Genomic DNA, 24,182 nt, shown 5'->3' with positions numbered 1-24,182 from the left:
AGGGTGGCCTCATCGGGGTTGACGTCCCAGACGTGGTTGCGCGGTCCTGGACATCTACGACCACAGACACAACATCCTCTTCCTCCCGTGGCGGGCGAGGGGCCGGGACGGTCGGCGGCTCTTCGGCCTAATGCGGCATCGCTGGGGCGCAGCAGAGGTCGTTCCCGGTCAGGCCAGTGAAGACGTGAACTCCCCGACGGGGGGCGTCCTGTCGGTGCATTAGCAGGAGGCGCTATCTCCCATCACTTCTCCCTCTGCGGAGCTCCAGAAGGACCGCTCGACGGCCAGCAGGCGTAGAGTGCGGCCGGCACGGACCACCTCGCATAGGCTGGCCGCCTCATCTGACGCACTGCGACGAGGATCAGCTTATGGGGAGCAGCACCAGGATCCGTCTGATCGAGCCCAGCGACGCCGCTCCGATCGCTGCGCATCGAGTGCGGGACTTCGAGGCCTTCCGACCGTGGGAACCGGCCCAGTCGGCTGACTTCTTCACCCCGGAGGGCCAGGCGGAGCGGATCGACGGCCTGCTGGCCGGATACAAGGCCGGCACGGTCTGGCCAGGTGTGGTGCTCGCCGACGACCAGGTGATCGGGCAGGTCACCGTCGGAGGCATCCTGCCGCAGCCGCACCTGCGCCGCGGCTCCGTCGGATACTGGATCGCCAGCGTCGCCCAGAATCAAGGCCACGCGGGGAACGCCGTCGGACTTGTACTCCGGGTGATGACGGACGAACTCGGGTTGCACCGCGCCGAGGCGTCCACCAATCTGGAGAATCTGCCGTCGCAGCGGGTGCTGCGACGAAACGGGTTCAGTCCGTACGGCGTCGCACACTCCTCGATCTTTCTCGACGGGCTTTGGCGGGACGGGCTGCTGTGGGAGCGCCTCCTCAGCGACTAGCTGATCATTCCAGGATGCGTTCGCTTGTCAGGCCTGGCAGTTGGCGTGGGGTGGCGGCAGAGTTGTACGGGTACCGGATGATCTTGTGCCTCAGGGCCTGTGGGAACAGGTAACCCCATCGCCGCGTACGCGGCGAGCCGGTGATGACCGTCCAGTACCGCACCGACCAGCCACCGCTCCCAGTGCCCCGCCTCCACATACCGGTCGTCGATCCAGCCCAGGACCACAGCGGCGGGCCGCTCCCCCGCCGCTATGGCGGCCGCGTGGCGGGCGACGGTCGACGGGTCGAGCGCCTCCGGCGGCTGCGAGGGCAGGATGGCGCCGTACGTGCACGGCACCCGGCCGCCCGGAACGGGCGCGGTGAGCTGGAAGTGCGCGACGCCGGGCCAGTAGTCCTCGGGACGGTCCTCGTCGTATTCGGAGTCCTCGCCGTCCCCCTCCACGCGGGCGGCCGCACGGCGGTACCACCACGACTGGGCCGGCTCGACCACCCGCTCCAGCGGGAGGTCGAGCAGGAGGGCACGGTAGTGACCGGTCTCCAACTCGCCGAGCACGGGGCTCCATTCGGCGAGCAGCGCGGCGTCGAGCCGGTCCAGGGCGGCCAGCCGCCCGCGCATACCGGCCGCGATCCGGGTCGCCTCGTCGGCCGGCCAGTCCAACAACGTCACGCCCAGCTCGCACGTGTCGCAGAACGAGCCGAGCCGGTACAGCGGCTGCCCGTCGAATGTCAGGGACCGGTTCCAGCGCGGCCAGGAGGAGCCGGGGGACGGCGGGTCGAAGGCGACCCTGATCCGGCCCGCGCCGCCGTCGACGGAGAACCGGGCCAGCGCGCCGGACTCTACGACGAGGTCCCGCACCATCGCGGGCGTGCGCTCGGTGCGGCCGTCGGCCCAGGCGGCGCGCACGGCCGCCGCGTACACCGCCCCGCTCGCCCGCTCCGGCAGGAGGGGGTCGCATCCGGTGAGCCGTTCGAGCGCGTGGTGCACGTCGTAGACGCGCTCCTCGCCGCTCTCGGCCAGCCAAAGAAGCAGGTGCGGTACGGCGGCGGGGTCGCCCATCAGCTCCAGGGCGACGGCGACGCGGTGTGGTCGAGCCCGGTCACCTCGGAGAGCCGCCCGGCGATCGGTGCCGTCCACTCGCGGGCACCGAGGCGGCTCAGCGCGAGCGCGGCGCGGCCGCGGGCTGCGTCGTCCTCGAGGAGAGCGCCGAGGCGCGGCACGAAGGACGGGTCGCCGCAGAGCCCCATGGCATCGACGAGTTCAGGTGCGGGGAAGCCGGCGTGAGCATTTCCCCACCGGGCGCCGGGGTCTCCGCCGTACCTGCGCAGCAGCTCGGCGGGGAGCCGCAGCCCGCGCTCCACGGTGGCCCTCAGCAGGTCCCGGCGGTCGTCGGCGGCGAACGCAGGCTCAGCGCACAATCGGAGCAGCACCGCGTCGCCGGGCTCGCCGAGGCTCCGCAGGTACCAGCTGAGGTGCGGGCGGAGGGCCGCCCTGTCGGCTTCCGATCGATACAGCTCCTCGACCACCTCGGCGAGGCGGCCGGGCCGGTCGGTGTGCAGCGCGTACAGCGCGGTCCACGGGTCGTCGGCACACAGAGCGGCGCGGAGACGCACCCGGATGGTGTCGTGATCCCCCATACAGGCAGTATCAGCCACGAACGGGGTGGCAGGGGCGGCGTCTGTCATGCCAGTGGGGCCGCCGGGAGCCAGTCGGCGAAGATCTCGGCGAGGCGGTCCAGTTCGGCGGCCGTTACGGTGACGAGCCGCAGCCCGGACAGGGCGGCCAGCTCCCGCTTCCGCTCCACCTTCGCCGCGTACGCCTCGCGCTCCATCAGGCCCAGCGCCTCGACGAACGTGCCGTCGGCCAGCCGCCAATCCGCACGAAGGCCCGTGGTGTTGAGCTCCGGATGGTGCGGGTAGTGCGGCTCCGGTTCGTGCACGATGCCCCGGTGGTGCAGGAAGTCGTCGATGTGCCGCTCGAAGAGCGACCGGCACAGGTGGCCGTCCGTCGCCGTGGTGACCGTACCCATCGCCGTGCGCACACCGTCGCCGAGCACCCCGGCCAGCTGGAGCCACTCCGTCCAGGTGCGGGCCCTGCGCGCCGGACGGGTGCTCAGGAGCGTCGACCCGGGGCGGGGCAGCAGGAACCGGCAGAGCAGGGCCTCGTCCACCAGCTCGGCGTCGGTGTACGGCACCGAGACCCGGCCCAGCTGCGAGAGGGACGGCGGCCCGGAGAACTCGATCTCGGCGAGCCGCCGCAGGCCGTACGTGATCGCTTCGGTCCACTCGCCGTCCGCCCCGTTGTCCCGGAGGACCCCGCCGAGTGCCAGACCGCAGCAGCGGTGGCAGTAGAAGAGGCCGGGGCTGGCGGACTGGGCGGAGCGCCCGCACAGCCGGCAGGGCCCGCGGCGGTCCGGGTCGACGGGGGCACCGAACAGCCCTTCCAGGGCGCGCCGGTAGTACGGGTTGTCCGTGGCGTCGTCGACGAGGGGCGACAGCAGGCTGCCCGGCTCCGCTTCGGCGGGCTCGACCGGCACCGCCGGCTTGGCCCCCAGCCACGTGCGGTACCGCTCGGGCAGCAGCCGCTGCGGGCCGGCCGCGACCTGGCTCGAACCGTAGAACGGGCTGATCTCCGAACGGACTGAGAATGCCCGGGAGTTGTGCCCCTCGACCTCCTCGCGCGGCGTGGCGTACGTGACGAGGAGGGGCCGCACGCCGTGCCGGCGCAGCAGCACCGTCAGCGGCTCGGCGTGGGGGCGGGCGTAGACGGTGAGGGTGCCCGAGTCGGCGTCGAACCATCCCGCCTCGGGGAGACTCGTCAGCGGGACGCCCTCCCGCACCAGCCGGATCGACCAGATGCTGTCCCGGACGACGACCGAGGCGTCGGGGAACCCGTCGAGTCCCGCCACGTGCTCTGGCGCGTCCACTTCCATCCCGTGCACCTGAAGCGCCACGAGGGCGTCGGCGCGCACCCGTTCGTCCACGAGCGTCAGCGGACCGTCGGGCAGGTGGTACTGCCCCACTTCGACCCCGGACCCGTCCAGAACCAGGACCCGGGTGTGGTGGAACACCGACCGGGTGATGGCACGCAGGCCCGTGAACCCGTGCGGGCGGGCGCGGAACGCCTCCCAGGCCGCGAGGTGCGGCAGCGACTCGGCGTCTCTGCGCAGCCGCGCCCGGTCCCGGTCGGTTTCCCTGCCCCAAGCGCCCTCGGCGGCACGGCGGCCGAGGCCTCTCCTCATCAGGACGGCGAACCGTTCCGCCAGGGCGCGCCGCAGCTGGCGCTCCACGAGCGACGGCGCCTGCGCGGTTTCCGGTCGCGGGGCGGGGTGGGTCGCCGTGACTGCCGGGGCCGTCGGGGCCGCCGTGACTGCCGGGGGCGCCGTGACTGCCAGGGCGGCCGTGACTGCCAGGGCGGCCGGCGCGCCGCTCGCACGCCGCTCCCGCTCCCGCTCCCGCAGGTGCCGATCGACGAGTGCGCGCACGGTCTCCCGGGCCGGCAGCAGGATCCGTACGCGTCCGATGTGATGGCCGAGTTCCTTCTGCTCCGCCCAGGAGAAGGGGACCTGGTGGTCGGCCGCCCAGCCCTCGTCCCCCTCTTCGTCCCTCTCCTCGTAGTAGTAGCTGTCGGGGTCGAGCCGGTTGAGCTCGATCCAGCCGTGGCAGCCCACCGGCTTCCCCGTCAGGTCGGTGAGCCTGCGGATGCTCTCGCTCGTGATGTAAAGCCCGCTGCCGTACATGTAGCCCATGTGCCGGTCGAGGACCGAACCACCGTGCGTGGGCGGTGCGGCCACGGATATCGCGCGGGCGTCGTAGTCGTTGTCGGGCCGGGGCACGAGGTTCAGCGTCACCGGGACGACGGCGTCGCAGTCCGACCGGGCGGGCGGCGGCACTCGGGGGCCGGGTGTCCGCAGCCGGCCGAGGACGAAGCTCCGAAGGGCCGGGACCGAGTCGTCGAACACCGCGAACCCCGGCGCGAAGTCCTTCGCGGGATCGCCCGGAATCATGAGCATGCCAGTGGTGGGCTCGTACTGGATCGACGCGGAGGGCGGAGAACTCGACATGGCCGGATTATGCCAACGGCATGTACAGCGGCGGGATGGCGGGTGGGCGGCAGGTAGCTCGGGCCCTCGGCAAGACGGTGCACCGCAGGCCGTTCGGGAGGCAGCTCGGCGGTGATGGTGGGTATGACGCCGCCTGTTGCCCGTCGGGAGTCGGCCCGCGGCGTACCGGGCACCCTGCCGGCCGCGGTTGGCCCCTGGCCGGGAGGGCAAGCCCGGCCCTGGCGGGGAGGGCAAGGCTGGCTCTGGCGGGGAGGGCAAGCCCACCTTCGCCACCTCGACCGCGACCGATCGCGACGGCCGCCCGCTCAGCTACGGCCGGAGGTTGTGCCGCAGGAACTCCTCCCGGCTGATGGCCCTGCTCCGGTCGGTGTCGGCGCTCATGAAGTTGCCGACGGGGCTGTTCGGCCCCTGATCGGCGTGGGGGCGCCCCAGCCACTCCCCGAGCGTGATCATGCCTTCGGCATCAGTGTCGATCTGGTCGAAGAGCTCGCTTGCTTCTTGTTCGGTCATGGCTGCGTTCCTGGTCAGCACCCTGCCGCCCACGCAATCCCTTCCGCAGCTTGTTCCGGTCGAAGCCTGGCCTACCTCGAATGCCTCGCCTGGGAAGCAGCGCAGATCCTAGGGGCTGGTTACGGGTGCAGGTGGCGGTGGCCGTAGCGCCATGGCCGCATCAGCGCCGCCGATGGCGTGCCCCCCTCTGTGTCAGCGAATGCTCAGACGTTCGGACCGCACGGGAGGCTGCTGCCCTCACAGCCCGCCTCGACTTCCGGTCCTCAAGGGAGGACTGGGCGCGCGCTGATGCTTGCTGTTCGTCCCGCGCCGAAGGCTTCGGCAACGGAGGCAAGCGCCGTACCGGCAACACCGATCAAAGCCACCAGCGTCACCGAATCCATGCATGAGGTGCGGGGCCGCGGTCATTGCACAGACGAATGACGACGGCCTTCGCCAGCGCCCACCCGACTGGCCGGTGTGCAGTGGCTTTGAGCAGCTCGCCCCGGCCGTTGCCGCCGGATCCGAACCCGGTTTCCGAATCCGGCGAAGCCGGCGTCCAGTATCCGCGGCTGCTGGACGACGGCGACTGGCGCGTCGCAGCGTATCCGTTCGCAACGGTGGCTCCTCTCCCAGGGAGCCCGCACTCCCCCAGGGACGCGACGAGGACGGCCAGTGCCGCCAGACCGACGCCTAGCGCACCGCGCGGGGGATGATGGGGAGGCAAAGACGGAACACGAGGTCAGGAGCTTCCATGGCGAAGCGGGTTCACCAACCCCGCGAGGACGCGGAGTTCGATTTCATCCTCAAGATGAGTGGAGTCCCGGTCCTCGCATACTTCACCGGGACATGGCCCAAGGCAATCGAGCCCTGCCGGGCGATGGACCTGGTCATGAGCGGCATCACCGACGAGTACACGGGGCGCCTGACAGCCGTCCGTACCGACATGACGCGCTGCCCGGCCGCAACCGAGCGATACAAGATCACTGGAGCACCGTCCTTCATCCTGCTGAAGGAGGGAGAGGTGGTGGCGCACGGCACCGGACCCACGACCACCGCCGAGCTACGTGAGCTCCTGGACAGCCACCTCTGAGTGGGTGCCGCGGCGCAGGGAGCAGTACAGCAGCGCCGAACGTCGCACGTTCCAAACCACCTTGGACGACGTCCGCGTGAATGGTGCCGCGTGAGGGAAGCCGCCTCCCCCACCGGCTGACCAGCAAGCCGGAAAGAGAGGCAGGGCACAAGCAAGGGCGCTTCTGGTGGACGGCGCGCTGGCGACCCTTAGGTGGACCCGGCCGCCTGGCCGGTGGCCGCGCCAGCGTGCCGGCCGCTGCGGCCCGGGCCCCAGATGGCGCTATGGCGCTCTGGGCCGCCCATTCGAATTCGTCGCAACCGGCGGGAACATCACGACTGCACCCAGTTCACCGCCGCGATGGAGGCGATACGAGCCCCCGCAGCGGACCCCTCCGGCCTGGGGATCGCCCCGCCCACGTCGTGGGCGACAAGGGTTACGGCTCGAAGGCGATCCGCACCTGGCTCCGTCGGCGAGGAGTCGCCCACACCATCCCCGAACGGGCCGTCAGGTCCGCAACAACCTCAGGCGCGGCAGCCGTGGTGGCCGGCCGCCGGCCTTCGACCGGGACGTCTACAACAGCGCAACATCGCGGAACGGTGCTTCAACCGCTCCAAGAAATGACGCGGTTTCGCAACCCGCTACGACAGGACCACCGAGTCCTACGGGCGGCGAAGCCTCGACACCTCCACCACACCGGAGATCGTCGCCATGATCAAGACCAACAAGTGTCAACAACGCTCGTGATCAATACGCCTAGCGCCCGAGCAGACGGTTCCAGAGGCCGGGCTTCTTCTCCTCCGCGGGGCGAGCGGGCCGGACTTCGAGCGACCAGTCGCCGTCCCCTTCGACGATCGCCAGGACCAGGGGCCCCTCGGGGAGCACCCGTGCGTCCTTCGGGCGCCGGCCCGTCTCGCTCGCCAGCGTGTCCGGGTACCGGGCGGGGGCGCCGGGGCGACGCGGCTTGTGGCCCTCGACGCGCAGCCACCCGCCCCCGTCCTCCGAGACCATCCGGGAGACCAGTTCGCCCGCGGGCCCGGTGTGGAGCAGGACGTCGGAGCCCCGCCCGTTGGCCCCCTCGCCGAGCGCGCGCACCGCGCTGAGGGGCCGGATCACGACCACCCACTCGTCCCGGCTGTCGCACCGGACGCGGAAGCGCAGGGGGTACAGGTTGTCGCACCACATCACCCTCCGGTCGAACCGGTCGGGCGGGAAGCTTCTGCCGAGGTGGACGGCCTCCCTGCCGTTCCAGTCGAGGGAGTCCATCCAGAAGATGCCCGAGCCCGTCCGGGCGACGTCGACCAGGACGTAACCGGGCGGAGGCGCCTCCTCCATGGCGAACTTGGCGTCGCCCCTGCCGACGTACACGATGTCCTCGAACTCCCCGCCGAGGATCCCGGCGGCCGCGGCCGTCCCGGCGGACGGGGCGGGCGAGGGGGCGATCAGCCCCGCCCACCGTCCTCCGTCCGCGAGGTCGATCCGGCGCGGGGGCCGCGCGCGGTCCTCCCCCTGCGTGCCGGACCCGGACCCGGCCGACGCGCCGTCCGAGGCGGATCCCGCACTCCGGTGCGTACCCGTAGCCGTGCCCGAACCCGGTCCCGCACCGGCGTCCGGCCCCGGGGCCGGACTCGACCCCGAACCCGTGTCCGACCCCGTGCCCGACGACTTGCCGACGGCTCCCTGCGGGATCTCCAGCGGGACCGGTCCGGCCTGCCCTGACTGTCCGGGGGCCGGCAGGTTCTCCCCCTTGCTGATCTGCGTCACGGCGTCATGCTGGCACGCGCCGCCCGGCCTGCCCAGGGCTTTCGACACACGCCCTAGCCGTCGTGACGGCCCTGGGACAGGTGCACGTTCGAGTCAGACCCGTTCATCCACAGAGCGGTGTCCACCTCCAGGTGGACGGTGCTGTCCACGGTGTAGCCGAAGCAGCCCCGCGTCTGTCCTGGCAGGAGGTCCTCGAACCTACAGGTGCCGTAGGACTGGCGGAGAACGCCGCCGGGCGTGTACCCGTACACCGAGACCTCGCCGCGGATGTTGGCCACCTTGGTGCCGCTGTTCTGCACCACCAGCACCCCTTGCGCATCGTTGTTCGCGTTGCGCACCACGCACGTCTTGAACTTGATGTTGTTCGAAAGTCTGTGGGGCACGTAGTCGTCGCAGTCCCAGTTCGAGTTGGTGGACACGGTCTGCCACGTTCCCGCCGCAGCCGCCGGCCCAGCAGTGAATACACCGGCCCCCGCCACCGCAGCCGCTATGCCGAACATCTTCAAAGCTCGCTTCATCGCGAAGACTTCCTCACGTGTTGATCGAAAACGTCGCGCTGAGCGTACTCACCACCGCTCGGAAGATCACCGCCGGGAGCACGCCCACCGGCTGAGGGCCTGACGTCGCCTCAGGATCGGCGGAAGCCTTGTTGTTCAGGGCGAGTTGGGAGCACGGTCAAGCCGTCCGTGCCCTCCGAGGGAGCGGGTGACGACCCTCGTGGACACCATGGGAAGGGGCCAGTCAGGCCTTGGAGTACTCCGGGCCGACCAGACCAGGGGCAGGCGCGGGGGCACGTGTCGCCAGCGGGGTCAGTGCGAGGGCGAGAGAGGCGAGGGCGAGGGAGTCGGGTGAGAGCATGAGCGGAGTCGTGATGTCGACCAGGCGGCCGGCGGCGATCTCCCGGCCCCGCTCCCACGGCGGGACCGGCCGCCTGGGGGGGGCACTGCACGGTCGGTCGGCCGGCGGCCCGGTGGCGGATGGAGGGGAGCAAGCCCGCGATGTCGTAGCCGTCGATGCCGACGGCGAATGTCGCCAGGGCCAGGGGAAGGAGTCGCGCTTTAACACGGACCGTTCCGCCTTTCGGAGTGCCCGTGTAGGTAGGTGATCGGCGCACCGCAAGCAATCCATGGACGTTTATCCATGGATCAACGAGTGGATAAGCTTCGGTCCTGGCACGGACGGAGGGGAGCGATGCGCGAGGTGTCCCAGCCGGCGACCGAGGCAATTCGGCTGGTGGAGGGTGCCGGGTGCGCTGGCCGATCCGGTGCGACTGGAGATCATCCAACGGCTCGCCACGACCGGCGAGGAGAGCTGCAATGCCATCGGCGGCGACCTGGACGTTCAAGCGAAAGGGCAGAAAATGTCTCGCCCGTCCGCGCCACCGGTGCCGCAACGACAACAAGGAGACCGGCCATGACGACGACGGCCCGCGCAAGCGTGCAGCACGAGGATGAACGGGTGCGGGTCACCCGCTGGGACTTCGAGCCCGGCCAGAGCACAGGCCGCCACGTGCACGAATACGACTACGTCGTCGTCCCCGTCACCGACGGCCTCACCGACGTCATCACCCCCGACGGCACCGTCACCTCCTCGCAGCTGCGGGCGGGGCAGTCCTACGCCCGCCCGGCCGGCGGCGAACACGAAGTCGTCAACGCCGGCACCACGCCACTGGCCTTTGTCGAGATCGAGATGAAGAACAACTAGCCGCACCCCAGGCGACGAAGCCTTACTGGTCTTATCTCCGCCAGAGGCCAGCCCACAGCCCCGGCACGAACACCGCACCGCTCGCACCGGGGCGTAGGAGATGAGTCAGCGGAAGTGCACCGAGAGACCCTTGACGTCGTCGCCAAGCGTCGCGCCAGGGTCCATCTGCACATACGCGTCGCCCTCGCAGTCGGCTGCTGCGAAGAAGGTGGCGATGCCGTTGGTCGCGTTCTGCGGGGCGTAGGCCGGCGAGGCTTCGGTGGCTTCCGGGATGTTGGTGCAGTTACTGGTCTCGGGGTCGAGCATCCTGCCTGCCGAGCCCGACCCGTACTTGTAGGCGAATTCGCCGTCGGCGGCGGATGCTGAGCCGGGGAGGGTAAGGACGAGCAGGAGTGCACCGGCCGCAGCGGCCATGGTGTGACGAATGCGCATGTGGGGCTCTCTCTTCTGTGCGGACGTCGGCCGGCGGCCGACCACCCAGCGAGCAGCATGCTCCCGAGGCGTCGGCCCACCCAGGAGGTCGTCTCGGCGCATCGAGGTGATCTTGGGGCGTACAGAAGCGAAACCACACATGCCTTGTTTCAGGCACAAGCTCCGCCATAGGGGTGTCGAGGGCTTCCGTGAAGTACCGATCCTGCCCGTTGACCGTCGGCCTTCTGCGATGTCGCCTATCGCGTGTGCTGCTTGGGCGGCTGCGACATGATTCCGGCGGGTCGGTGCGTCGGTGTGAGGGGGGAAGCAGTGGCACATGTGGGGAGAGAGGCTGTGCGTAATGAGCTTCTCGGTGGCCGTTACCGGCTGGTGCGACAGCTCGGCGAGGGCGGCATGGGGGAGGTATGGGTCGGGGGGAGAGGGGGCCCCGTCCTCCCACCTGTTCGCCTACGTTGTCGGTCCATCATTGGCCGCTGCGGCGGTCGGTGCCGTGGCCATGGCCGTACGCGCCCCGACTAGCCGTTGGTGCCGGTCAGCTGCAGCGTGGGCAGACGCCACCCCGGTCCTGCCGCCCTTGCGGCCTTCGGCCCGCACATCGATTGTTTTGACGGCGCTGGTATGCCGTCTCACGATTCTGAGCATCCCGTTCGCGACCGGCCAGGCCATCGCTGTCGGTGGGGCCTAAAGCGACTCTCGATCGGCGCAGCTGACACTGTTCGGCGTCCAGACGGCCATTCTCGCCATCGGCTTGCTGCTGCTCTTCGTGCGGAACCCGGCTGGCCGATGGCTGATCGCGACGGGCAGCGTCGGTCTGGCTTTGGAGGCATCGGGCGCCCTGTACTTCCAGGACAGCATGGGCTACGTCCCGCGCGTGGTTCTCTCAGTGGCCACCGTCGCCGCCCCTCTCCGCCGACCTGGTCGTACTATCAGTCGCCGGAAGGCCACGTCGACAACTGGGCTGAAGCCTCTTGCAGAGGGCTGTGGCTCCAGCCCCGACGCCGCCCGTTTTGCGGCGAACACCGGAGCCGGCAGGCAGCCTCCAGTCAGGTGTCGCGCGCCGTCGTCACTGTCCGTCGAGGGCGGTAGCGACCTGGTCCATGACGCGCTGCCAGTGCGCCCGTTGCCGTTCGCGCTCTTCGGCGCTTGCCAGGTGCTCCTGGTGGAAGCGGAGCATCGTCCGGGCCCCGTCGGCGGCGGGGGCCAGGGCGACCTGAACCGTGGTGGTGCCGTGGGCGACGCGGATGCAGGCTCCGGGGCGGTAGCCGCGCACCTCGCCCGTCATGCCTTCGGTCGTCCGGTAGGGGGCGCCTCGTTCCGGGGTGAGGAGCGCGCCTGGGCCGAGCCAGAGGTCGAGCCCTTCAGGGCTGCTGATGAAAGTCCCAGACGTTGGCTGCGGGATGGGTCACGCCGATCTGCCAGCCGGCGTCCTTGGTGAGTCCTGTGGACATGGTGGTCATCCTTCCTCGGTGTGACGGGCGCGCAGTGCCCTGACCTTGTGGCGGTTGCCGCAGTGCTCCATGGAGCACCAGCGGCGGCTGCCGGGCCGTGAGGTGTCGACGTAAATCAGGTGGCAGTCCTCGGCGGCGCAGGTACGGATCCGGTGCACGAAGGGGCCGGTCAACAGCTCGACGGCATCCCGGGCGACGGTGGCCGCCAGATGCGTACCGCTGGGGGATCCGGCCCACTGCCGCTGCCCGGTCGGCGTGATGGCGGGGGCCAGGGCCGGGCGGGCGGCCGCCTCATTGACGGTCTCCAGGTCGCGGGACGGGTGAGGCTCGCTGCGCGTGTGGGCGATGACCACCCGGAACAGCGCGTCGCGCAGGCCCCGCATGTCGGCCACCTCTGCTTCGGAGATCTCCAGCACGGGCGTCGGCGTCAGCCGCGAGCGCTCTGCCCAGGCAGCCAGGTCGGCGGGCTCGTGCAGGACCTCGTACCGGCTGTAGGGGCCGGGGCCGCCGGTGGTCAGCAGCTCCAGGCACAGCGCGCCGGGGTCGAACCGGTAGGCGACGCCGGTACGGGAGTGCAGCGTCAGCCCCGTGGTTGCGGAAGAGTCCATGTAACCACTATAACCAGTTACATGGCATTGAGTTGGAAACTGGTCATCGACAGTACGAACGCCACCGCCCTTGCGGACTTCTGGGCCAGGGCGCTGGAGTACGAGGTGGAAGACCCCAGCGCTCTCGTCGAGCAGCTGCTGGCCGCCGGCCAGATCGGCGGGGAGGCAGTCACCGAGCACCGCGGCCGCAAGACCTTCCGCGGCTATGCCGCGATCCGCCACCCCGAGGACCCGTTCGACGAAACCAGCGGCGTCGGCCGCGGCCGACGACTGCTCTTCCAGGACGTGCCCGAGGGCAAGAGAGGCAAGAACCGCCTGCACCTCGACATTCACAGCGAACCCGGCGGCCTCGACAAGTTGCTGGCCGGGCTGGAGGAACTGGGGGCGACTCGTGTCAGAGAGGTGAACAGGGGGCCGGCCGGGCGCTGGTGGATCATGCAGGATCCGGAGGGCAACGAGTTCTGCGTGGCGTAAGTCCCGGCCCCCCGGTCCGTTGCGGAGCATGGGCTCTCCGGGAGCGAGGGACGGGTCTCATACGCTGCTCAGGGCGCCGATCCGGCCGTACGGTGCGGCGTCGTCCGTCGGGGGCGGCGACCTCGGCCTGAACTGGGACTGAGAACGCTGGTAGACGCACGGAGGCCCGCCCCGAGGGGCGGGCCTCCGCCGGTGCCCAGCCTGCAAGCCGGAACCGCGGGCGTCAGTGGGCACCCGCGTACACACGGCTGGCGAACTCGGCGATCTGCTTGTCGGTGAGGTTCTGCGCCAGGTTGGCCTCCGAGATCATCCCGCAGAGGCGGTGGCCGTTCTGTACGTCGATCACCGGCAGGCGCTTGACCTGGTGCTCCTCCATGAGGTGCAGGGCATCGGTCGCCGACGCGTCCGCGTCGATCCAGTGCAGCTCGCCGCCGAGGGAGCCACACTCGATCCTGGCCGGGTCCTTCCCGTCGGCCACACACTCGATGACGATGTCCCGGTCGGTGATCATGCCCTGCAGCTTGTCGTCATCACCGCAGATGGGCAGCGCACCGACCTGCATTTCGCGCATCATCTTCGCCGCGTCCTGCAGAGACTCGTGCTCACCGACGCACTGTCCACCCGCCGTCATGATGTCGCGGGCCTTGAGCGGCTTGTCCTGTGCCATGATCGCTCCTCCCGTCGTGGTCACACAGTTGCCTGTAGGACCGCCTTCCCAGTCCTCCCATCGCAACACGCATGACCGCCGACCGCCACGCTGCCGCCCCTGGGACGGCAGGACTGGAGGAAGCCTCGCCGTGGCAGCGCAAGGAGCCTGCTTGAGCCGGGCCAGTGCCCGGCGAGGGGTGGCAACGCTGTCAGGACCGAGACCGTCGGGCCCACCGGTGCTCCAGCCGTCACCCCCGTCGTTCGCGGCGACCTCGACATGGCGGGGGCCGTCAGCCTGGACGGGGCCAGCGGCAGAACCTGGGCGGCCGCCGGATCTGGGCGGTCGGCGTGCCGCCGCTACATGGGGTCGATGCCCTCGCTGCTCTCCCGGTCGCTCTGCTGCTTCAGCCGGCGGGCCTTGTCCGTCAGCCGCTGACGTTCCTGCGGGTCCGTGGTCTGCTCCGCGTCCTGTTCCATCTTCTGCGCCTTGGCCCGCATCTGCCGGATGCGGTCACCAAACTCATCTGCAACGCTCATGATCCACTCGCTCTGGTATCGGGCAGCGCCTGGCTAGGCGGGTCATACCCAGCGAAACAGCACCCTCGGCTACGCGCATCCCGGGCAGGCGGGTTTCCACAGGATGGCCCGCCGGCCGCCCCGGCCTGGGCGGCCGGGACGTGCCGCAGGGAGCGACCGGCCAAGGCTGGCGGCCCAGTGACGGTCGGCTGATCCGCCCGGCATCGGGGGTGAACGCAGTGATTGCCTGACGTGGAGTGGGAGCGGCTGCGGCCGCTTCTGCGTGATCACTGGCAGGTGATCGACGGAGTTCGTGCGTGGTCAAACGGAACTCCATCCGCGCGGGCGAGGGGAACCGCTGGCCAGTTCCCCAGCGCCTGTGGAGACGTCGATGAACCGAGCACCGCGCGCCTGGCTCCTCCCGGCCGCCCTGTACGGGTTGTCCACGCCGGACAGGGCAGCCGGGGCGGGGGCCGCAGAATGCGGCAGCGAAGCTTCGCCTACGGCGGGCCCCGGGAAGGGCTGCCGGTCCTGACCGTGCTCAAGTCGCTGCCGCATCCCATGGGCCGCGAGAAGGTCGGCCTGGCTGAGATCGACCAGTCGTCGTGTGCGATCGAATCTGCATCGTCTGCCATCGGAGCCTGGGCGAGGAGAGACACTCCCGTCGCGGCGCTGCATTGCGGGTGGGCGACAGTGTCCTTCGACGGCAAGTGCCGTTAACGGATCATGAAGCGAACCCTCATCACCTCTGCCGTTCTCGCTGTCGGTATGGCTGCCATGGCCGCCGCACCCGCACACGCGGGACTCCTCGACGGCAGCCTCAACAACCTTGACCTCCTCGACCACATCTCCGTACTGGATTCCAACATCAACAGCGACCCGGAGACCGTCGAGAACAGGAACGCCAACACCCGCGCCGACGGCCTGCTCGGCAACGCCGTCGGCCTGCTCCGGTAAGGCGCTCACCACGACGACCACCGTCCGGTCTCCAGCCTGGACAGACCGGACGGTGAGGCACGATGCGCTGCGCCAGTGCCCTCTGCACTGCACTTGAGACGGCCTTGGTTCCTCGTGCATCCTCCCGCCACAGGAACTCCGCCTGCCCGGTCACGCCGCGCTGTCAGCTCTTAAGGGGTGACCGAGCGGCAGGTGTTGCTCCGGGCGGAGATGCGAGGGCGCCGCCCGGCGGTGGGCCTGGACGGGGGAGACGCACGGGTTCTGTCGTAAGAGTGGCACGGCCGACCCCGCGTACGTGCGAAGGAACGCGGGACCGGCCCACCGGCCGCACCCGTCAGGGGTGCCTGCGCCAATCGCCGACGGGTGACGGGCTACGACGCTGCCGGCGGCGCCGTGAAGGCCGTTCTGAAGACCGCGCTGAAGCCGCTGGGACTTCGGATGTGAGGAGCACACGGGTGGCGAGGTGCTCGTCACGCACGACCTGTGCGGCGACGACTGGAAGGGCGGCACCCACCGGGTCGGCCACCACGACCCTTCGACCGGCAAGGCGACTTGGCGCTGCACGACCCTCGCCACCGACGCCTGAATCGCGTCCGCCTCTCCGCTGATCGTCGGCCCCAACACCGGCCCGTACGAGCAGGATGTGCCCGACCAGCCGCACTCCCTCTCCGCCCAGGGCAAGGTCCAGGCCAGCCGGAAGGGCAAGGACATCTATGACACCGGCCGCCGGGGCCAGCACCGCCGCAGCGGGCCCATGCCTGGCGGCTGACCACCGCGCTTCACGGCCGAGGGCCGACCTCCCGTTGACGTCCGGGAGGTCGGCGCCTTCTCGCGTGCCCTGGGCCGCCCCTGACAGGCGTACAGCGCAGGTGACGGGGCCCCGCCGCTGTGCGCGTCACGGGCAGTCGGGCTGCCCGGCGTTCTCGACGCTTGCCGGCGTCAGCCGAGGCCGAGAACGCTCATCGTGCGCTCCGCCATGCGCTTCTCTCCCAGCGCGTTGGGGTGGACGGGCACGATGCTCTGTCCGAACAACAGCGGCTCGATCCACCGGGTCCCGGCCGGCTTGCACGCGTCGTGCCCCTCGGACACCTGCGAGAAGTCCACGTAGATGGCTCCGGTCTCCCGGGCCGCGCGCTCGATCGCCGAGTTGAGGTGGGCCTGGATGGAGCGCATGTAGGGGACATCGCCGGCGGCGATCGGCAGCTTCGCGAAGCAGGACGCATCGGCGGTGGCCGGCGTGATCCAGGGGTAGCCCAGGGCGGCGACTCGGGCGCCCGGTGACTTGGCCCGGATGTTCTGCAGGGCCTTCTTGAGCGCGGGGTAGGTGTTCGCCTCGATCTGGTCGTCGAAGCTGGTGCCATTCCTGTCCTTGCAGGGGCTGCCCTTACCTCCGCTCAGGAGACCCGCGGTGCCGCAGGCGGTCAGGGCGTTGATGAACGTGTTGTTGTCGTTGCCTCCCATCGTGAACGTCACCAGGTCGGTGCCGACGCTCAGCGCGTCCAGCTGCGGCGCCACCCCCGGGTACTGAGACGCGGTGAAGTCTTTGGTCTGGGCCGCTCCGCAGGTCACGTCCTTGAGTCGGGCGCCGGTCCGGGAGGCGAGGACGTGGGGGTAGTTCGCGGTCGACCGCAGACACAGCAGGTTGCTGGTGTCGACGGGCAGCACCCCCGAGCCGGCGCTGTAGCTGTCACCGAGGGCGACGTAGTCCACCGGCGACTCGGCGTGTGCGGTGGCCCCGGTGAAGCCGACCGTCAGCAATCCCGCCACCGTTGGCGCGATCATGACATTACGAGTGGGCATGGCTCTCTCTTCTCAGCAGAGTGGGGATGGGGGCCCGGCCGCAGCGACACGGTCGGGTTCCACGAGAATGAGGCGGCTCGAGCAGACAGCAGGGGGTAGGCACAGGCGCGCACCGACGCATCGGAGGACCGAAAACGGGGTTACCGCTTGGTGCTACCGATAGGTAATGTGGGGCCTCGGCGCCCCGGGGTCAACATAGTTGACAGCAGTTCTTGAAACGCCGGACGGCATGCGGCCCGCATCTGGCTCATCGGCGGTCCTGCACCGGCCGGGCATGCAGGCGGCCACTCGGGAGGAATTCGGTGCAGGGCAAACCGGGAACGAGCACACGTCAGGCCATCCACGCGGCAGCCGGTGCCCTGTTCCGTCAGCAGGGGTACGCCAAGACCACCGTCCGTCAGATCGCGGCAGCGGCCGGCAGTGACCCTGCGCTGGTCATCCGCCACTTCAAGAGCAAGGAGCTGCTGTTCCTGGAGACGATGCAACTGACCATCGACGACGAACCGCTGCTCGACGTCCCCCCGGAGCACCTGGGTGAACGGCTCGTCGACCTCGTCCTCGGCCTCGACGGCGGCGCCCGCGGCGTCTTCCTCGCTCTCGTCCACGGCAGCAACGAACCCGAGATACGCAAACGCCTGACAGACACACACGAGAAGGTCCTCATCGAACCCCTGCGCCGCCGTCTGAGCGGACCCGACGCCGACGTCCGCGCACGCCTTGCGGCCTCCGTGACAGCAGGACTCCTGTACTCCCTGTGGATCGCCCGGGACGAGACCCTCCTCGCCACCGACCGCGCCAGACTGATCGCCCGCTACGGCGCACTCATCCAGCACATCCTGACCCCCGCGGCGTAGCCGCACGGCTCGATGCCACGTGGTGTCGGCGTCGGTGTCGGCGTCACCGACTTCTTCACCTCGTGCGGCGAGGCACCGGGCGAGCCATCGCGGGATGGTGAACGCCTCGCTGCGTACCCAGCGCCCTGGCGCTGACGGTCTGTCGGTCGCCTGACCGTCGATCCGCGACGTACTGGCCAAGATCCCACTGGCGGGTGAGGGCCGCCCCGGTCGGCCCGCACCGCTGATGGGCGTTACCGGCGCGGTCGGGGCGGCTGTGTATCTGGCGGCCACCGCCGGGCGGCGTCCCGGCTGACAGCGCCTACCGGCTGCTGTCGGCCTGGCGGCCGGGTCTCACGTCAGGTGCCGGGCGAAGAACCGGTTGCCGTCCTCCACCTCGAACCACGGGGTGCCGGTGTGTCCGCCCAGGTTGGCGTGCAGCGTCTTCTCCCTGGTGCCGAAGGCGTCGAACAGGTCCAGGGCCCGCTGACGGGGGTTGCCTTCGTCGTCCCACTGCAGCAGGAACAGGAGCGGAATGGTGACCTGCCGGGCCTCCTCGCGTTGGGCGCGGGGCACGTAACCCCCGGCGAAGAAGCCGGCGGCCGCGATGCGTGGCTCGGCCACCGCGAGGCGGATGCCGACGGCGGTCCACCCCGAGTACCCGACCGGGCCGCCGATCTCGGGCAGCGAAAGGAGGGCGTCCAGGGTGGTCCGCCATTCCGGGACCGCGTTCTCGACCAGCGTACCGACGACGGATTCGAAGATCTCGTCGACCGGCTCTCCGGCCTGCATAGCCCGGCGGAGCTCGGCGCGGGCCTGCTCGTCGTCGGCGGAACGGGGCCGGTCACCGCACCCGGCGGCGTCGATGCTGGCCACCGCGTAGCCGGACGCCGCGGAGTGCCGGGCCCTGGCCACCAGCCGGGCTGCCCCCTTGGGCAGGCCGTTGTTGTGGGCCATCAGGATCAGCGGAGCCGGTACGGCGGATCCGGGCGTCCACAGGGTGCCGGGGATCTCGCCGAGAGTGAATTCACGCTCGAGGACACCGTCATCGAGGCGTTGTTCAGAAGTGAATTGCATGGTCGTGCCTTTCGGGAGTGCTCTTGACGGCGCTCCCGGACGACCTATCGCCCGACCGTGTCCCCGGAGGAGAGCACCCATGTCCATACTGTGTTCACGGGTACCACCTCCTTGTTCTCTCGCACGGCCGCCGGAAGATTAGCAGTGGCCGCCGTGGTCCGCCCAACCTTTTTTGCACCGCATTTCCGCTGCATCGGGGCACCCGCGGCGGGCATCCCGTCGCGTTGACGCGTGAATCGGCCCAGGAGGCCCGCGAGCCGCGATGATTCCTGCGGCGGCCGGCGGTCATACTGTCGAACCCGTTCCCGAGGAGGACCTCTGATGCGCAGCGTGACCTATTCGATGGGCGTCTCACTCGACGGTTACATCGTCGGCCCGGACGGCAACTTCGACTGGACGACCCCCGACGAGGATGTCTTTCGCTTCTGGATCGACGAGATCCGACAGGTCGGCGTCCATCTGTTGGGACGGCGACTGTACGAGACGATGCTGTACTGGGAGACCGCCGACGAGGATCCCACACTCGACGACGCGGCCCGCGAGTGGACCGCGCTCTGGAAGCCGCTCCCGAAAGTGGTGTTCTCCACCACACTGTCGGAGGTGCAGGGCAACGCCCGCCTTGCCTCCGGCAGCGTGGCGGAGGAGATCGAGCGGTTGCGAGCCGCTCCGGGAGAGGGCGACATCGCGATCGGCGGTGCGACTCTCGCCGCCGAGGCGGCCGAGGCGGGTCTGATCGACGAGTACCAGGCCATCGTCCACCCCGTGCTGGTCGGCGGTGGCATTCCGTTCTTTCCCCGACGCGAACGGCGGGTGGATCTCGAACTCGTTGAGACACGCACCTTCAGCTCGAAATTCATCTACCTTCGCTACCGCGTGGCGCGTTAGTCGCCTCGTCCGCCGAGTCCTGTGGAGGGAAACGCGGGCCAGTAGCTCCCAGTAGGTCAGTACTTGGCGGCGAGACTCACCTGGGTGTCGCCTCCAGCCCCTTCGAGCCGCCAGCGCAGCCACTTGCGGTCCGGCGCGTTCGTGCTCGCGGACAGCCAGTGTCCGGGGACGACGGCGCCGTGCCAGTTCTCCACCCAGAAGCATTCGTGGCCGCCCAGACAGAAGGGGCCGACGCAGATGCACTCCCACACGTCGACGAACAGGGTTCCGTTGCGCGAACCTTCCGCTCCGACCATCGCGATCCCGGTCCCGTAGCCCACGGCGTGGTCCGTGCCGCAGATCGCCCAGTCCCAGCCCTGCACACAGGCCTGGGCGCCGTTGCAGAAGTTGTTCTTGAACCAGATCTGTTCGTCCGTGGTGCGGACGGCCGCCTCGCTGTACCCGGCCGGATCACCGGCCGACTGCAATCCCGCCTCGGGCGGGGCCGCGAGGTCGCCCGGGGTGGCGGGGAGTTGGTGGACGGCCCGTCCGCCTTCCACGATCGCCCGCATTCCGGAAGGAAAGTCGAGGATCTGCAAGGCGTGGTCGTCCCCCAGATCCATGGTGGTGCTGGCTCTCGGCGGGAGCCCGCGCTTGACGCGGGTGTTGGTGCTGGTCATCTCAGCTGTCCTCCTTGTGACACCGAGAGCGCGCCGGTGAGCCGGTGACGCGTGCGGCAAAGGTGGGTGTGCTGGAGGGAATTGGGGAGATCGCTGGGGGTCCGGTCGGGGACTCTCGCCCGTACGTCTCCATTCCCCTTCAGTCTGGCACGGTGTCCGCCGACTGTCGTGTCGGCCCACGCCGTCCGTCGCTCCCCGCCGTAGCGGTCGTGGACGGCGGCGACCTCACGGACCGAGACAAGCAGGAACCATTGGGGACCCCCTGGGCAAACCGTTGCAGGTTCCCCTTTGCTACTTCTGAGTCACCTACGTGATCGGGTAGCGTCCGGAGCTGATCAGTCCGCTTCGATGTCTCCGCCCTGTCTCGAGGATCTATGCCTGCCAGTGAAGTCGACGTTCGTCGTGCCCATCGGGGGCGCCGCTCCGTCAACGCGGCCACCCAGCGGTCCTCCCCAGTGCGCCCGTCTCGAATACCTGGCGCCGGAGCTCTGGTCCCTTGAGATTCCGCATAAGACGCCCGGGCAACACCGCCGATCTTCCCCACCCGGAGGATCCGGCACCCGCCCCGGCCGTACACACCGCTGAGCCGGAGGTCGTCGAGCCGCCTCTGTCGCCCCACGAGATCGAGCTCATACGCGCCTCCGCCTCGGTGGTCGAGCCGCTCGCCGCAGACATGACGGTCTACTTCTACGCGATCCTCTTCGCCCGCTATCCCGAAGTGCGGCCGATGTTCCCGCCGGGGATGGACACCCAACGCGGCCGCCTGTTGCGTGCGCTGCTGCGCATCGTCGACCTGGTCGACGATCCGGAGAACCTGGTCCGCTTCTGCGGACACCTCGGACGCGACCACCGCAAGTTCGGTACGCTCCGCGACCACTTCCCCGCGGTGGGCGAATGCCTCCTCGCCTCCCTGGCCCGCTACGCCGGTCCCGCCTGGACCCAGGACATCGCAGCCGCATGGACCAAGGCGTACGGAGCCGTCGCCGATGCCATGATCAGCGCCGCCGAGCAGGACGCGATGACGCGGCCCGCGCTCTGGCCCGCCACGATCGTGCACCTCGCCCCCCGGGGTAACGGCATCGCCGAGGTCACCCTGCATCCCCACATGCCCTACGAACACGCCGCCGGACAGTACGTCAGTGTCGAGACCCCGTGGCATCCCAAACAGTGGCGCTACTACTCCCCCGCCAACGCGCCCCGCGAAGACGGCACCCTCACCTTCCATGTACGGGCCGTGCCTGGTGGAGCGGTCAGCAACGCGCTGGTACACCGGGCCGCGGTGGGCGACGTCGTCCACCTGGGCGCGCCGATGGGCGACATGGTGCTCGACGCCGCCGTCCACAACGACCTGCTCTGTGTCGCCGGCGGCACCGGTCTTGCCCCCATCCGTGCGCTCATCGAAGAGGTCGCCCGCCGCGGCGGCCGGCACCAGGTGGATCTCTTCCTCGGGGCCCGCACCGGTGCCGAGCTGTACGGGGTGGACGACATGCTGCGCATGGCACAGCGGCATCACTGGCTGACGGTCAGGGGCGCGGTCTCCGACGAGTACAGCCCGGGGATCCGGGGGTCTCTCCCGCAGGTCCTGGCCGAGTTCGGTCCGTGGTACCAGCACGACGCCTTCCTCAGCGGCCCCGCTCCGATGGTCGCGTCAGCCACGCAGGCGCTCACGTCGGGCGGCACGCCCCCGGACCGCATCCATCACGACCCGTTCGACACCCCCGTCCTTGCGACTCCTTGAGTCGTCGCCCGGCCGGCCGCGCGCTCGTTTTCGCTCCTTTCCCCTGTCTCCCTTTCCTCCCTGCCAGGAGAACAGTCCGTGTCTTCGCACCCGACGTCCTTCGGATCAGCCGGTGAACACCTTCTGCAGCAGCAGCTGGGCACCGCCGACCGCGCCCACAGGTTCTACGACCAGCAGGTGCGCTCCTGTCTCACCCCGCAGATGCGGGATTTCATCGCTCGCCAGTCCATGGTCTTCCTGGCCACCTCCGACTCGCGGGGGGAATGCGATGCCAGCTTCCGGGCCGGGCCGCCGGGATTCGTCCTGGTGATCGACGAACGCACCCTGGTCTATCCGGAGTTCCGGGGCAACGGGGTACTCGCCAGCGCCGGCAACATCACGGAGAACCCCCATCTCGGCATGCTCTTCGTGGACTTCACCCACGACCGCATCGGCCTTCACGTCAACGGCGTGGCACGGCTGTACACCGACACGGACCTGCGCTCACTCCACCCCGAACTGCCGTCCGACGTCGCCCCGGGGCGCGGCCCTGAGCTGTGGGTGCACCTCAGCGTCGAGGAAGCCTATATCCACTGCTCCAAGTACATACCCCACCTGGCGCAGGTCCCCCGCCGCCCTGCCCTCCATGACCCCGCGCGCCCCAAGGACGCGCAGTACTTCACCGAAAGCTCCTCCATCAAGGGCTCCTCCCCCGAGCGCGCGGACACTGATGTAGCCGTCTACAGCCCCGCCGCACATCCAGGAGAGTAGAAGGCATCCACCGCGGCCGGCTCGTCGGCCTGGGGCCGCCGCCGTCGCCGTCGGCCTCCTGGCCCCTCACCTGACCCCTGCCTGCCCCGCCCGCCCGACCGCAGCCTCGCGGCAGGGCTTGACCGGGAGGGACTACGGGGTGTCGAGGAGGGCGACGGCCTCGGCGAAGTCGGTGTACGCGGGCTCGAAGGTGCGGGCGGCGACGAGGAACATCGAGCGGTCCGTCAGGGCACGGGCGAGGCGGGCAGGGTCGTCGGGCAGGCGGCGGGCGAGCGCCACGCCCTCGTCGAAGTACGGTTCGAGCCGCTCCCTGAGCCGATAGGGGTGCTCGCCTTCGCGCAGGGCAACGCGGATGGTGATTCTGCGCTGGACATCCATGAGTTCGGGCAGTCGGCCCGCCTCGCGCAGTCGCGCCGCCTCCGTTTCGAGCACGGGCAGGTCGCCGAGAAAGGCCTTCCGCGTGTCGCTCGACCATCCGAGGTCGACGCCGAACGGCGGCATCGGGGAGTCGGCGGTCGCAGCCGGCTCGTCAGCCCGGCCGGACAGGACGAACAGGGTGACCCACCAGCCGAGGATGCAGCTCCAGTTCTTCGGCTCGCCCGTCGTCGCCAGCTCCTCCAGCACGCTCAGGGCCTCCCGTCGAGTGGCCGCTGCGTCCACCCCGCGCCCGGCGGTCTCACGCATCCGGGAGAGGTGCACCAGCTCCCAGGTGAGGATGGCCAGCGCCGTGCGCTGCCCGGCGGCCTCGCGCGCGGTGTGGTCGAGGAGTTCACCGAAGACGGCCAGTGCCTCGTCGTGCAGGCCCGCGCCCTCCAGATTCGCCGCCCACTCGACCATGTTCCAGAAGGAGTGCTCTCGTACGCCGTTCCTGACCGCCTTCTCGTTGAACTCCGCCGCCTCCCGGAACCGCCCCTCCTCAGCCAGGACGTTCGCCAGCCGCCCGCTGCTTCCGGCCTCCGCCATCTCCTCACAGACCGCGCGTCCCTCGGCTCGGCGCCCGAGGGCGAACAGGGCCGCCTGGTACACGTCCAGGGCCCTGCACAGCCGTTCGGCCCGGGCCGACCCCGCCCCTGCGATCCCCCGCGCGGCCTCGACGGCCTCGGCGCCCAGCACGAGGTCCACCTGGGGGTCCCGGCTGCTGTAGCTCATCGACAGGAGCGCGTCGACGAGCTTCGGCAGATACGCCTTCGGGCTCACCTCCGCCAGAACCCGATAGGCGTGGACCTGTTCGGCCAGGCGCAATCGGCCGGACCCCAGCAGCAGCACTCGGGCCCGCAGCACCGCGTCGTGATCGATCTTCCCCATGTTCCCCCTGCTCTCCGGGTGATTCACGAAGGAGATTGTGGGAGTCGGGACGCGGACCGGACAAG

At 69.9% G+C, this 24,182-nt stretch carries 25 protein-coding genes and 1 pseudogene; 11 read left to right on the top strand and 15 right to left on the bottom strand.

Features of this window, described 5'->3' with window-relative positions; all coding sequences use genetic code 11:
• Positions 1-368 precede the first annotated feature (368 nt).
• Positions 369-896 carry a GNAT family N-acetyltransferase gene (locus M5362_RS02930; protein WP_260225661.1) on the top strand — a complete coding sequence of 176 codons (528 nt, stop codon included), beginning with the start codon at positions 369-371 and terminating at the stop codon, positions 894-896.
• On the opposite strand, the gene M5362_RS02925 is transcribed toward M5362_RS02930, so the two are convergent.
• The 4 genes from M5362_RS02925 to M5362_RS02910 all read right to left on the bottom strand — a co-directional run bounded on the left by M5362_RS02925 (position 893) and on the right by M5362_RS02910 (position 5,468).
• Complete coding sequence (locus tag M5362_RS02925; protein WP_260225660.1) at positions 893-1,954, bottom strand: hypothetical protein; 1,062 nt, start codon at positions 1,952-1,954, stop codon at positions 893-895. The genes M5362_RS02930 and M5362_RS02925 overlap by 4 nt on opposite strands.
• Complete coding sequence (locus M5362_RS02920; RefSeq protein ID WP_260225659.1) at positions 1,954-2,532, bottom strand: hypothetical protein; 579 nt, start codon at positions 2,530-2,532, stop codon at positions 1,954-1,956. Before M5362_RS02920 ends, M5362_RS02925 begins: the two co-directional genes overlap by 1 nt.
• A 44-nt stretch (positions 2,533-2,576) precedes the next feature.
• Complete coding sequence (locus M5362_RS02915; protein WP_260225658.1) at positions 2,577-4,958, bottom strand: hypothetical protein; 2,382 nt, start codon at positions 4,956-4,958, stop codon at positions 2,577-2,579.
• Between the two features lie 309 nt (positions 4,959-5,267).
• Positions 5,268-5,468 (bottom strand): hypothetical protein, encoded by a 201-nt coding sequence (locus tag M5362_RS02910; RefSeq protein ID WP_260225657.1) that lies wholly within the window; start codon positions 5,466-5,468, stop codon positions 5,268-5,270.
• A gap of 733 nt (positions 5,469-6,201) precedes the next feature.
• Between M5362_RS02910 and M5362_RS02905 the strand changes: the two genes are divergently transcribed.
• Positions 6,202-6,540: a co-chaperone YbbN gene (locus M5362_RS02905; protein WP_260225656.1), complete on the top strand. Its 339-nt coding sequence runs from the start codon at positions 6,202-6,204 to the stop codon at positions 6,538-6,540.
• 735 nt (positions 6,541-7,275) lie between these two features.
• Here the strand turns inward: M5362_RS02905 and M5362_RS02900 are convergent.
• Positions 7,276-8,283 carry a hypothetical protein gene (locus tag M5362_RS02900; RefSeq protein WP_260225655.1) on the bottom strand — a complete coding sequence of 336 codons (1,008 nt, stop codon included), beginning with the start codon at positions 8,281-8,283 and terminating at the stop codon, positions 7,276-7,278.
• Between the two features lie 53 nt (positions 8,284-8,336).
• Positions 8,337-8,702, bottom strand: coding sequence for a hypothetical protein (locus M5362_RS02895; RefSeq protein ID WP_260225654.1), 366 nt, complete (start codon positions 8,700-8,702; stop codon positions 8,337-8,339).
• A gap of 994 nt (positions 8,703-9,696) precedes the next feature.
• On the opposite strand from M5362_RS02895, the gene M5362_RS02890 reads away from it, so the two are divergent.
• Positions 9,697-9,987: a cupin domain-containing protein gene (locus M5362_RS02890; protein ID WP_260225653.1), complete on the top strand. Its 291-nt coding sequence runs from the start codon at positions 9,697-9,699 to the stop codon at positions 9,985-9,987.
• 105 nt (positions 9,988-10,092) lie between these two features.
• On the opposite strand, the gene M5362_RS02885 is transcribed toward M5362_RS02890, so the two are convergent.
• From M5362_RS02885 to M5362_RS02875, 3 genes and pseudogenes are all read right to left on the bottom strand, one after another.
• The gene (locus M5362_RS02885; protein ID WP_260225652.1) at positions 10,093-10,419 is read right to left on the bottom strand and encodes a hypothetical protein; all 327 of its coding nucleotides are present in this window, start codon (positions 10,417-10,419) and stop codon (positions 10,093-10,095) included.
• A 1,063-nt stretch (positions 10,420-11,482) separates the two neighbouring features.
• Positions 11,483-11,867 (bottom strand): annotated as a pseudogene (locus M5362_RS02880) (SRPBCC domain-containing protein).
• A 5-nt stretch (positions 11,868-11,872) separates the two neighbouring features.
• The gene (locus M5362_RS02875) at positions 11,873-12,475 is read right to left on the bottom strand and encodes a CGNR zinc finger domain-containing protein (protein ID WP_260225651.1); all 603 of its coding nucleotides are present in this window, start codon (positions 12,473-12,475) and stop codon (positions 11,873-11,875) included.
• Positions 12,476-12,496: 21 nt separating this feature from the next.
• Here M5362_RS02875 and M5362_RS02870 point away from each other — a divergent pair, with 21 nt between their 5' ends.
• Entirely contained in the window at positions 12,497-12,949 is a 453-nt protein-coding gene (locus M5362_RS02870; protein WP_260225650.1) for a VOC family protein, read from the top strand.
• A 223-nt stretch (positions 12,950-13,172) separates the two neighbouring features.
• Here the strand turns inward: M5362_RS02870 and M5362_RS02865 are convergent, their stop codons facing one another.
• Entirely contained in the window at positions 13,173-13,616 is a 444-nt protein-coding gene (locus M5362_RS02865) for a CBS domain-containing protein (RefSeq protein ID WP_260225649.1), read from the bottom strand.
• Between the two features lie 338 nt (positions 13,617-13,954).
• Positions 13,955-14,134 (bottom strand): DUF6381 family protein, encoded by a 180-nt coding sequence (locus M5362_RS02860; RefSeq protein ID WP_260225648.1) that lies wholly within the window; start codon positions 14,132-14,134, stop codon positions 13,955-13,957.
• A gap of 747 nt (positions 14,135-14,881) precedes the next feature.
• Between M5362_RS02860 and M5362_RS02855 the strand changes: the two genes are divergently transcribed.
• The 3 genes from M5362_RS02855 (at position 14,882) to M5362_RS02845 (ending at position 15,839) form a co-directional block, all read left to right on the top strand.
• On the top strand, positions 14,882-15,070 hold the full coding sequence (locus tag M5362_RS02855) for a hypothetical protein (RefSeq protein ID WP_260225647.1): 189 nt from the start codon (positions 14,882-14,884) through the stop codon (positions 15,068-15,070).
• Positions 15,071-15,533: 463 nt separating this feature from the next.
• Positions 15,534-15,656: a hypothetical protein gene (locus tag M5362_RS02850; RefSeq protein ID WP_260225646.1), complete on the top strand. Its 123-nt coding sequence runs from the start codon at positions 15,534-15,536 to the stop codon at positions 15,654-15,656.
• Between the two features lie 57 nt (positions 15,657-15,713).
• Complete coding sequence (locus M5362_RS02845; protein WP_260225645.1) at positions 15,714-15,839, top strand: hypothetical protein; 126 nt, start codon at positions 15,714-15,716, stop codon at positions 15,837-15,839.
• A gap of 170 nt (positions 15,840-16,009) precedes the next feature.
• Here the strand turns inward: M5362_RS02845 and M5362_RS02840 are convergent, their stop codons facing one another.
• Entirely contained in the window at positions 16,010-16,870 is an 861-nt protein-coding gene (locus M5362_RS02840; protein ID WP_260225644.1) for an SGNH/GDSL hydrolase family protein, read from the bottom strand.
• A gap of 302 nt (positions 16,871-17,172) precedes the next feature.
• Between M5362_RS02840 and M5362_RS02835 the strand changes: the two genes are divergently transcribed.
• Positions 17,173-17,724 (top strand): TetR family transcriptional regulator, encoded by a 552-nt coding sequence (locus M5362_RS02835; RefSeq protein WP_260225643.1) that lies wholly within the window; start codon positions 17,173-17,175, stop codon positions 17,722-17,724.
• 333 nt (positions 17,725-18,057) lie between these two features.
• On the opposite strand, the gene M5362_RS02830 is transcribed toward M5362_RS02835, so the two are convergent.
• Complete coding sequence (locus M5362_RS02830; RefSeq protein ID WP_260225642.1) at positions 18,058-18,780, bottom strand: dienelactone hydrolase family protein; 723 nt, start codon at positions 18,778-18,780, stop codon at positions 18,058-18,060.
• Positions 18,781-19,101: 321 nt separating this feature from the next.
• Here M5362_RS02830 and M5362_RS02825 point away from each other — a divergent pair, with 321 nt between their 5' ends.
• On the top strand, positions 19,102-19,665 hold the full coding sequence (locus M5362_RS02825) for a dihydrofolate reductase family protein (RefSeq protein WP_260225641.1): 564 nt from the start codon (positions 19,102-19,104) through the stop codon (positions 19,663-19,665).
• 56 nt (positions 19,666-19,721) lie between these two features.
• On the opposite strand, the gene M5362_RS02820 is transcribed toward M5362_RS02825, so the two are convergent.
• Complete coding sequence (locus M5362_RS02820; protein ID WP_260225640.1) at positions 19,722-20,324, bottom strand: hypothetical protein; 603 nt, start codon at positions 20,322-20,324, stop codon at positions 19,722-19,724.
• A gap of 496 nt (positions 20,325-20,820) precedes the next feature.
• Here M5362_RS02820 and M5362_RS02815 point away from each other — a divergent pair, with 496 nt between their 5' ends.
• Together M5362_RS02815 and M5362_RS02810 are read left to right on the top strand one after the other, a co-directional pair.
• Complete coding sequence (locus M5362_RS02815) at positions 20,821-22,062, top strand: globin domain-containing protein (protein ID WP_260225639.1); 1,242 nt, start codon at positions 20,821-20,823, stop codon at positions 22,060-22,062.
• Between the two features lie 78 nt (positions 22,063-22,140).
• Positions 22,141-22,812 carry a pyridoxamine 5'-phosphate oxidase family protein gene (locus tag M5362_RS02810; protein WP_260225638.1) on the top strand — a complete coding sequence of 224 codons (672 nt, stop codon included), beginning with the start codon at positions 22,141-22,143 and terminating at the stop codon, positions 22,810-22,812.
• Between the two features lie 132 nt (positions 22,813-22,944).
• Here the strand turns inward: M5362_RS02810 and M5362_RS02805 are convergent, their stop codons facing one another.
• Complete coding sequence (locus M5362_RS02805) at positions 22,945-24,117, bottom strand: hypothetical protein (protein ID WP_260225637.1); 1,173 nt, start codon at positions 24,115-24,117, stop codon at positions 22,945-22,947.
• Positions 24,118-24,182 lie beyond the last annotated feature (65 nt).

It is taken from the genome of Streptomyces sp. Je 1-79 (genome assembly GCF_025195125.1).
In the GTDB taxonomy this organism is placed as follows: domain Bacteria; phylum Actinomycetota; class Actinomycetes; order Streptomycetales; family Streptomycetaceae; genus Streptomyces.
Note: the sequence above shows the minus strand (reverse complement) of the source record. Positions and strands in the feature narration are given on the sequence as shown.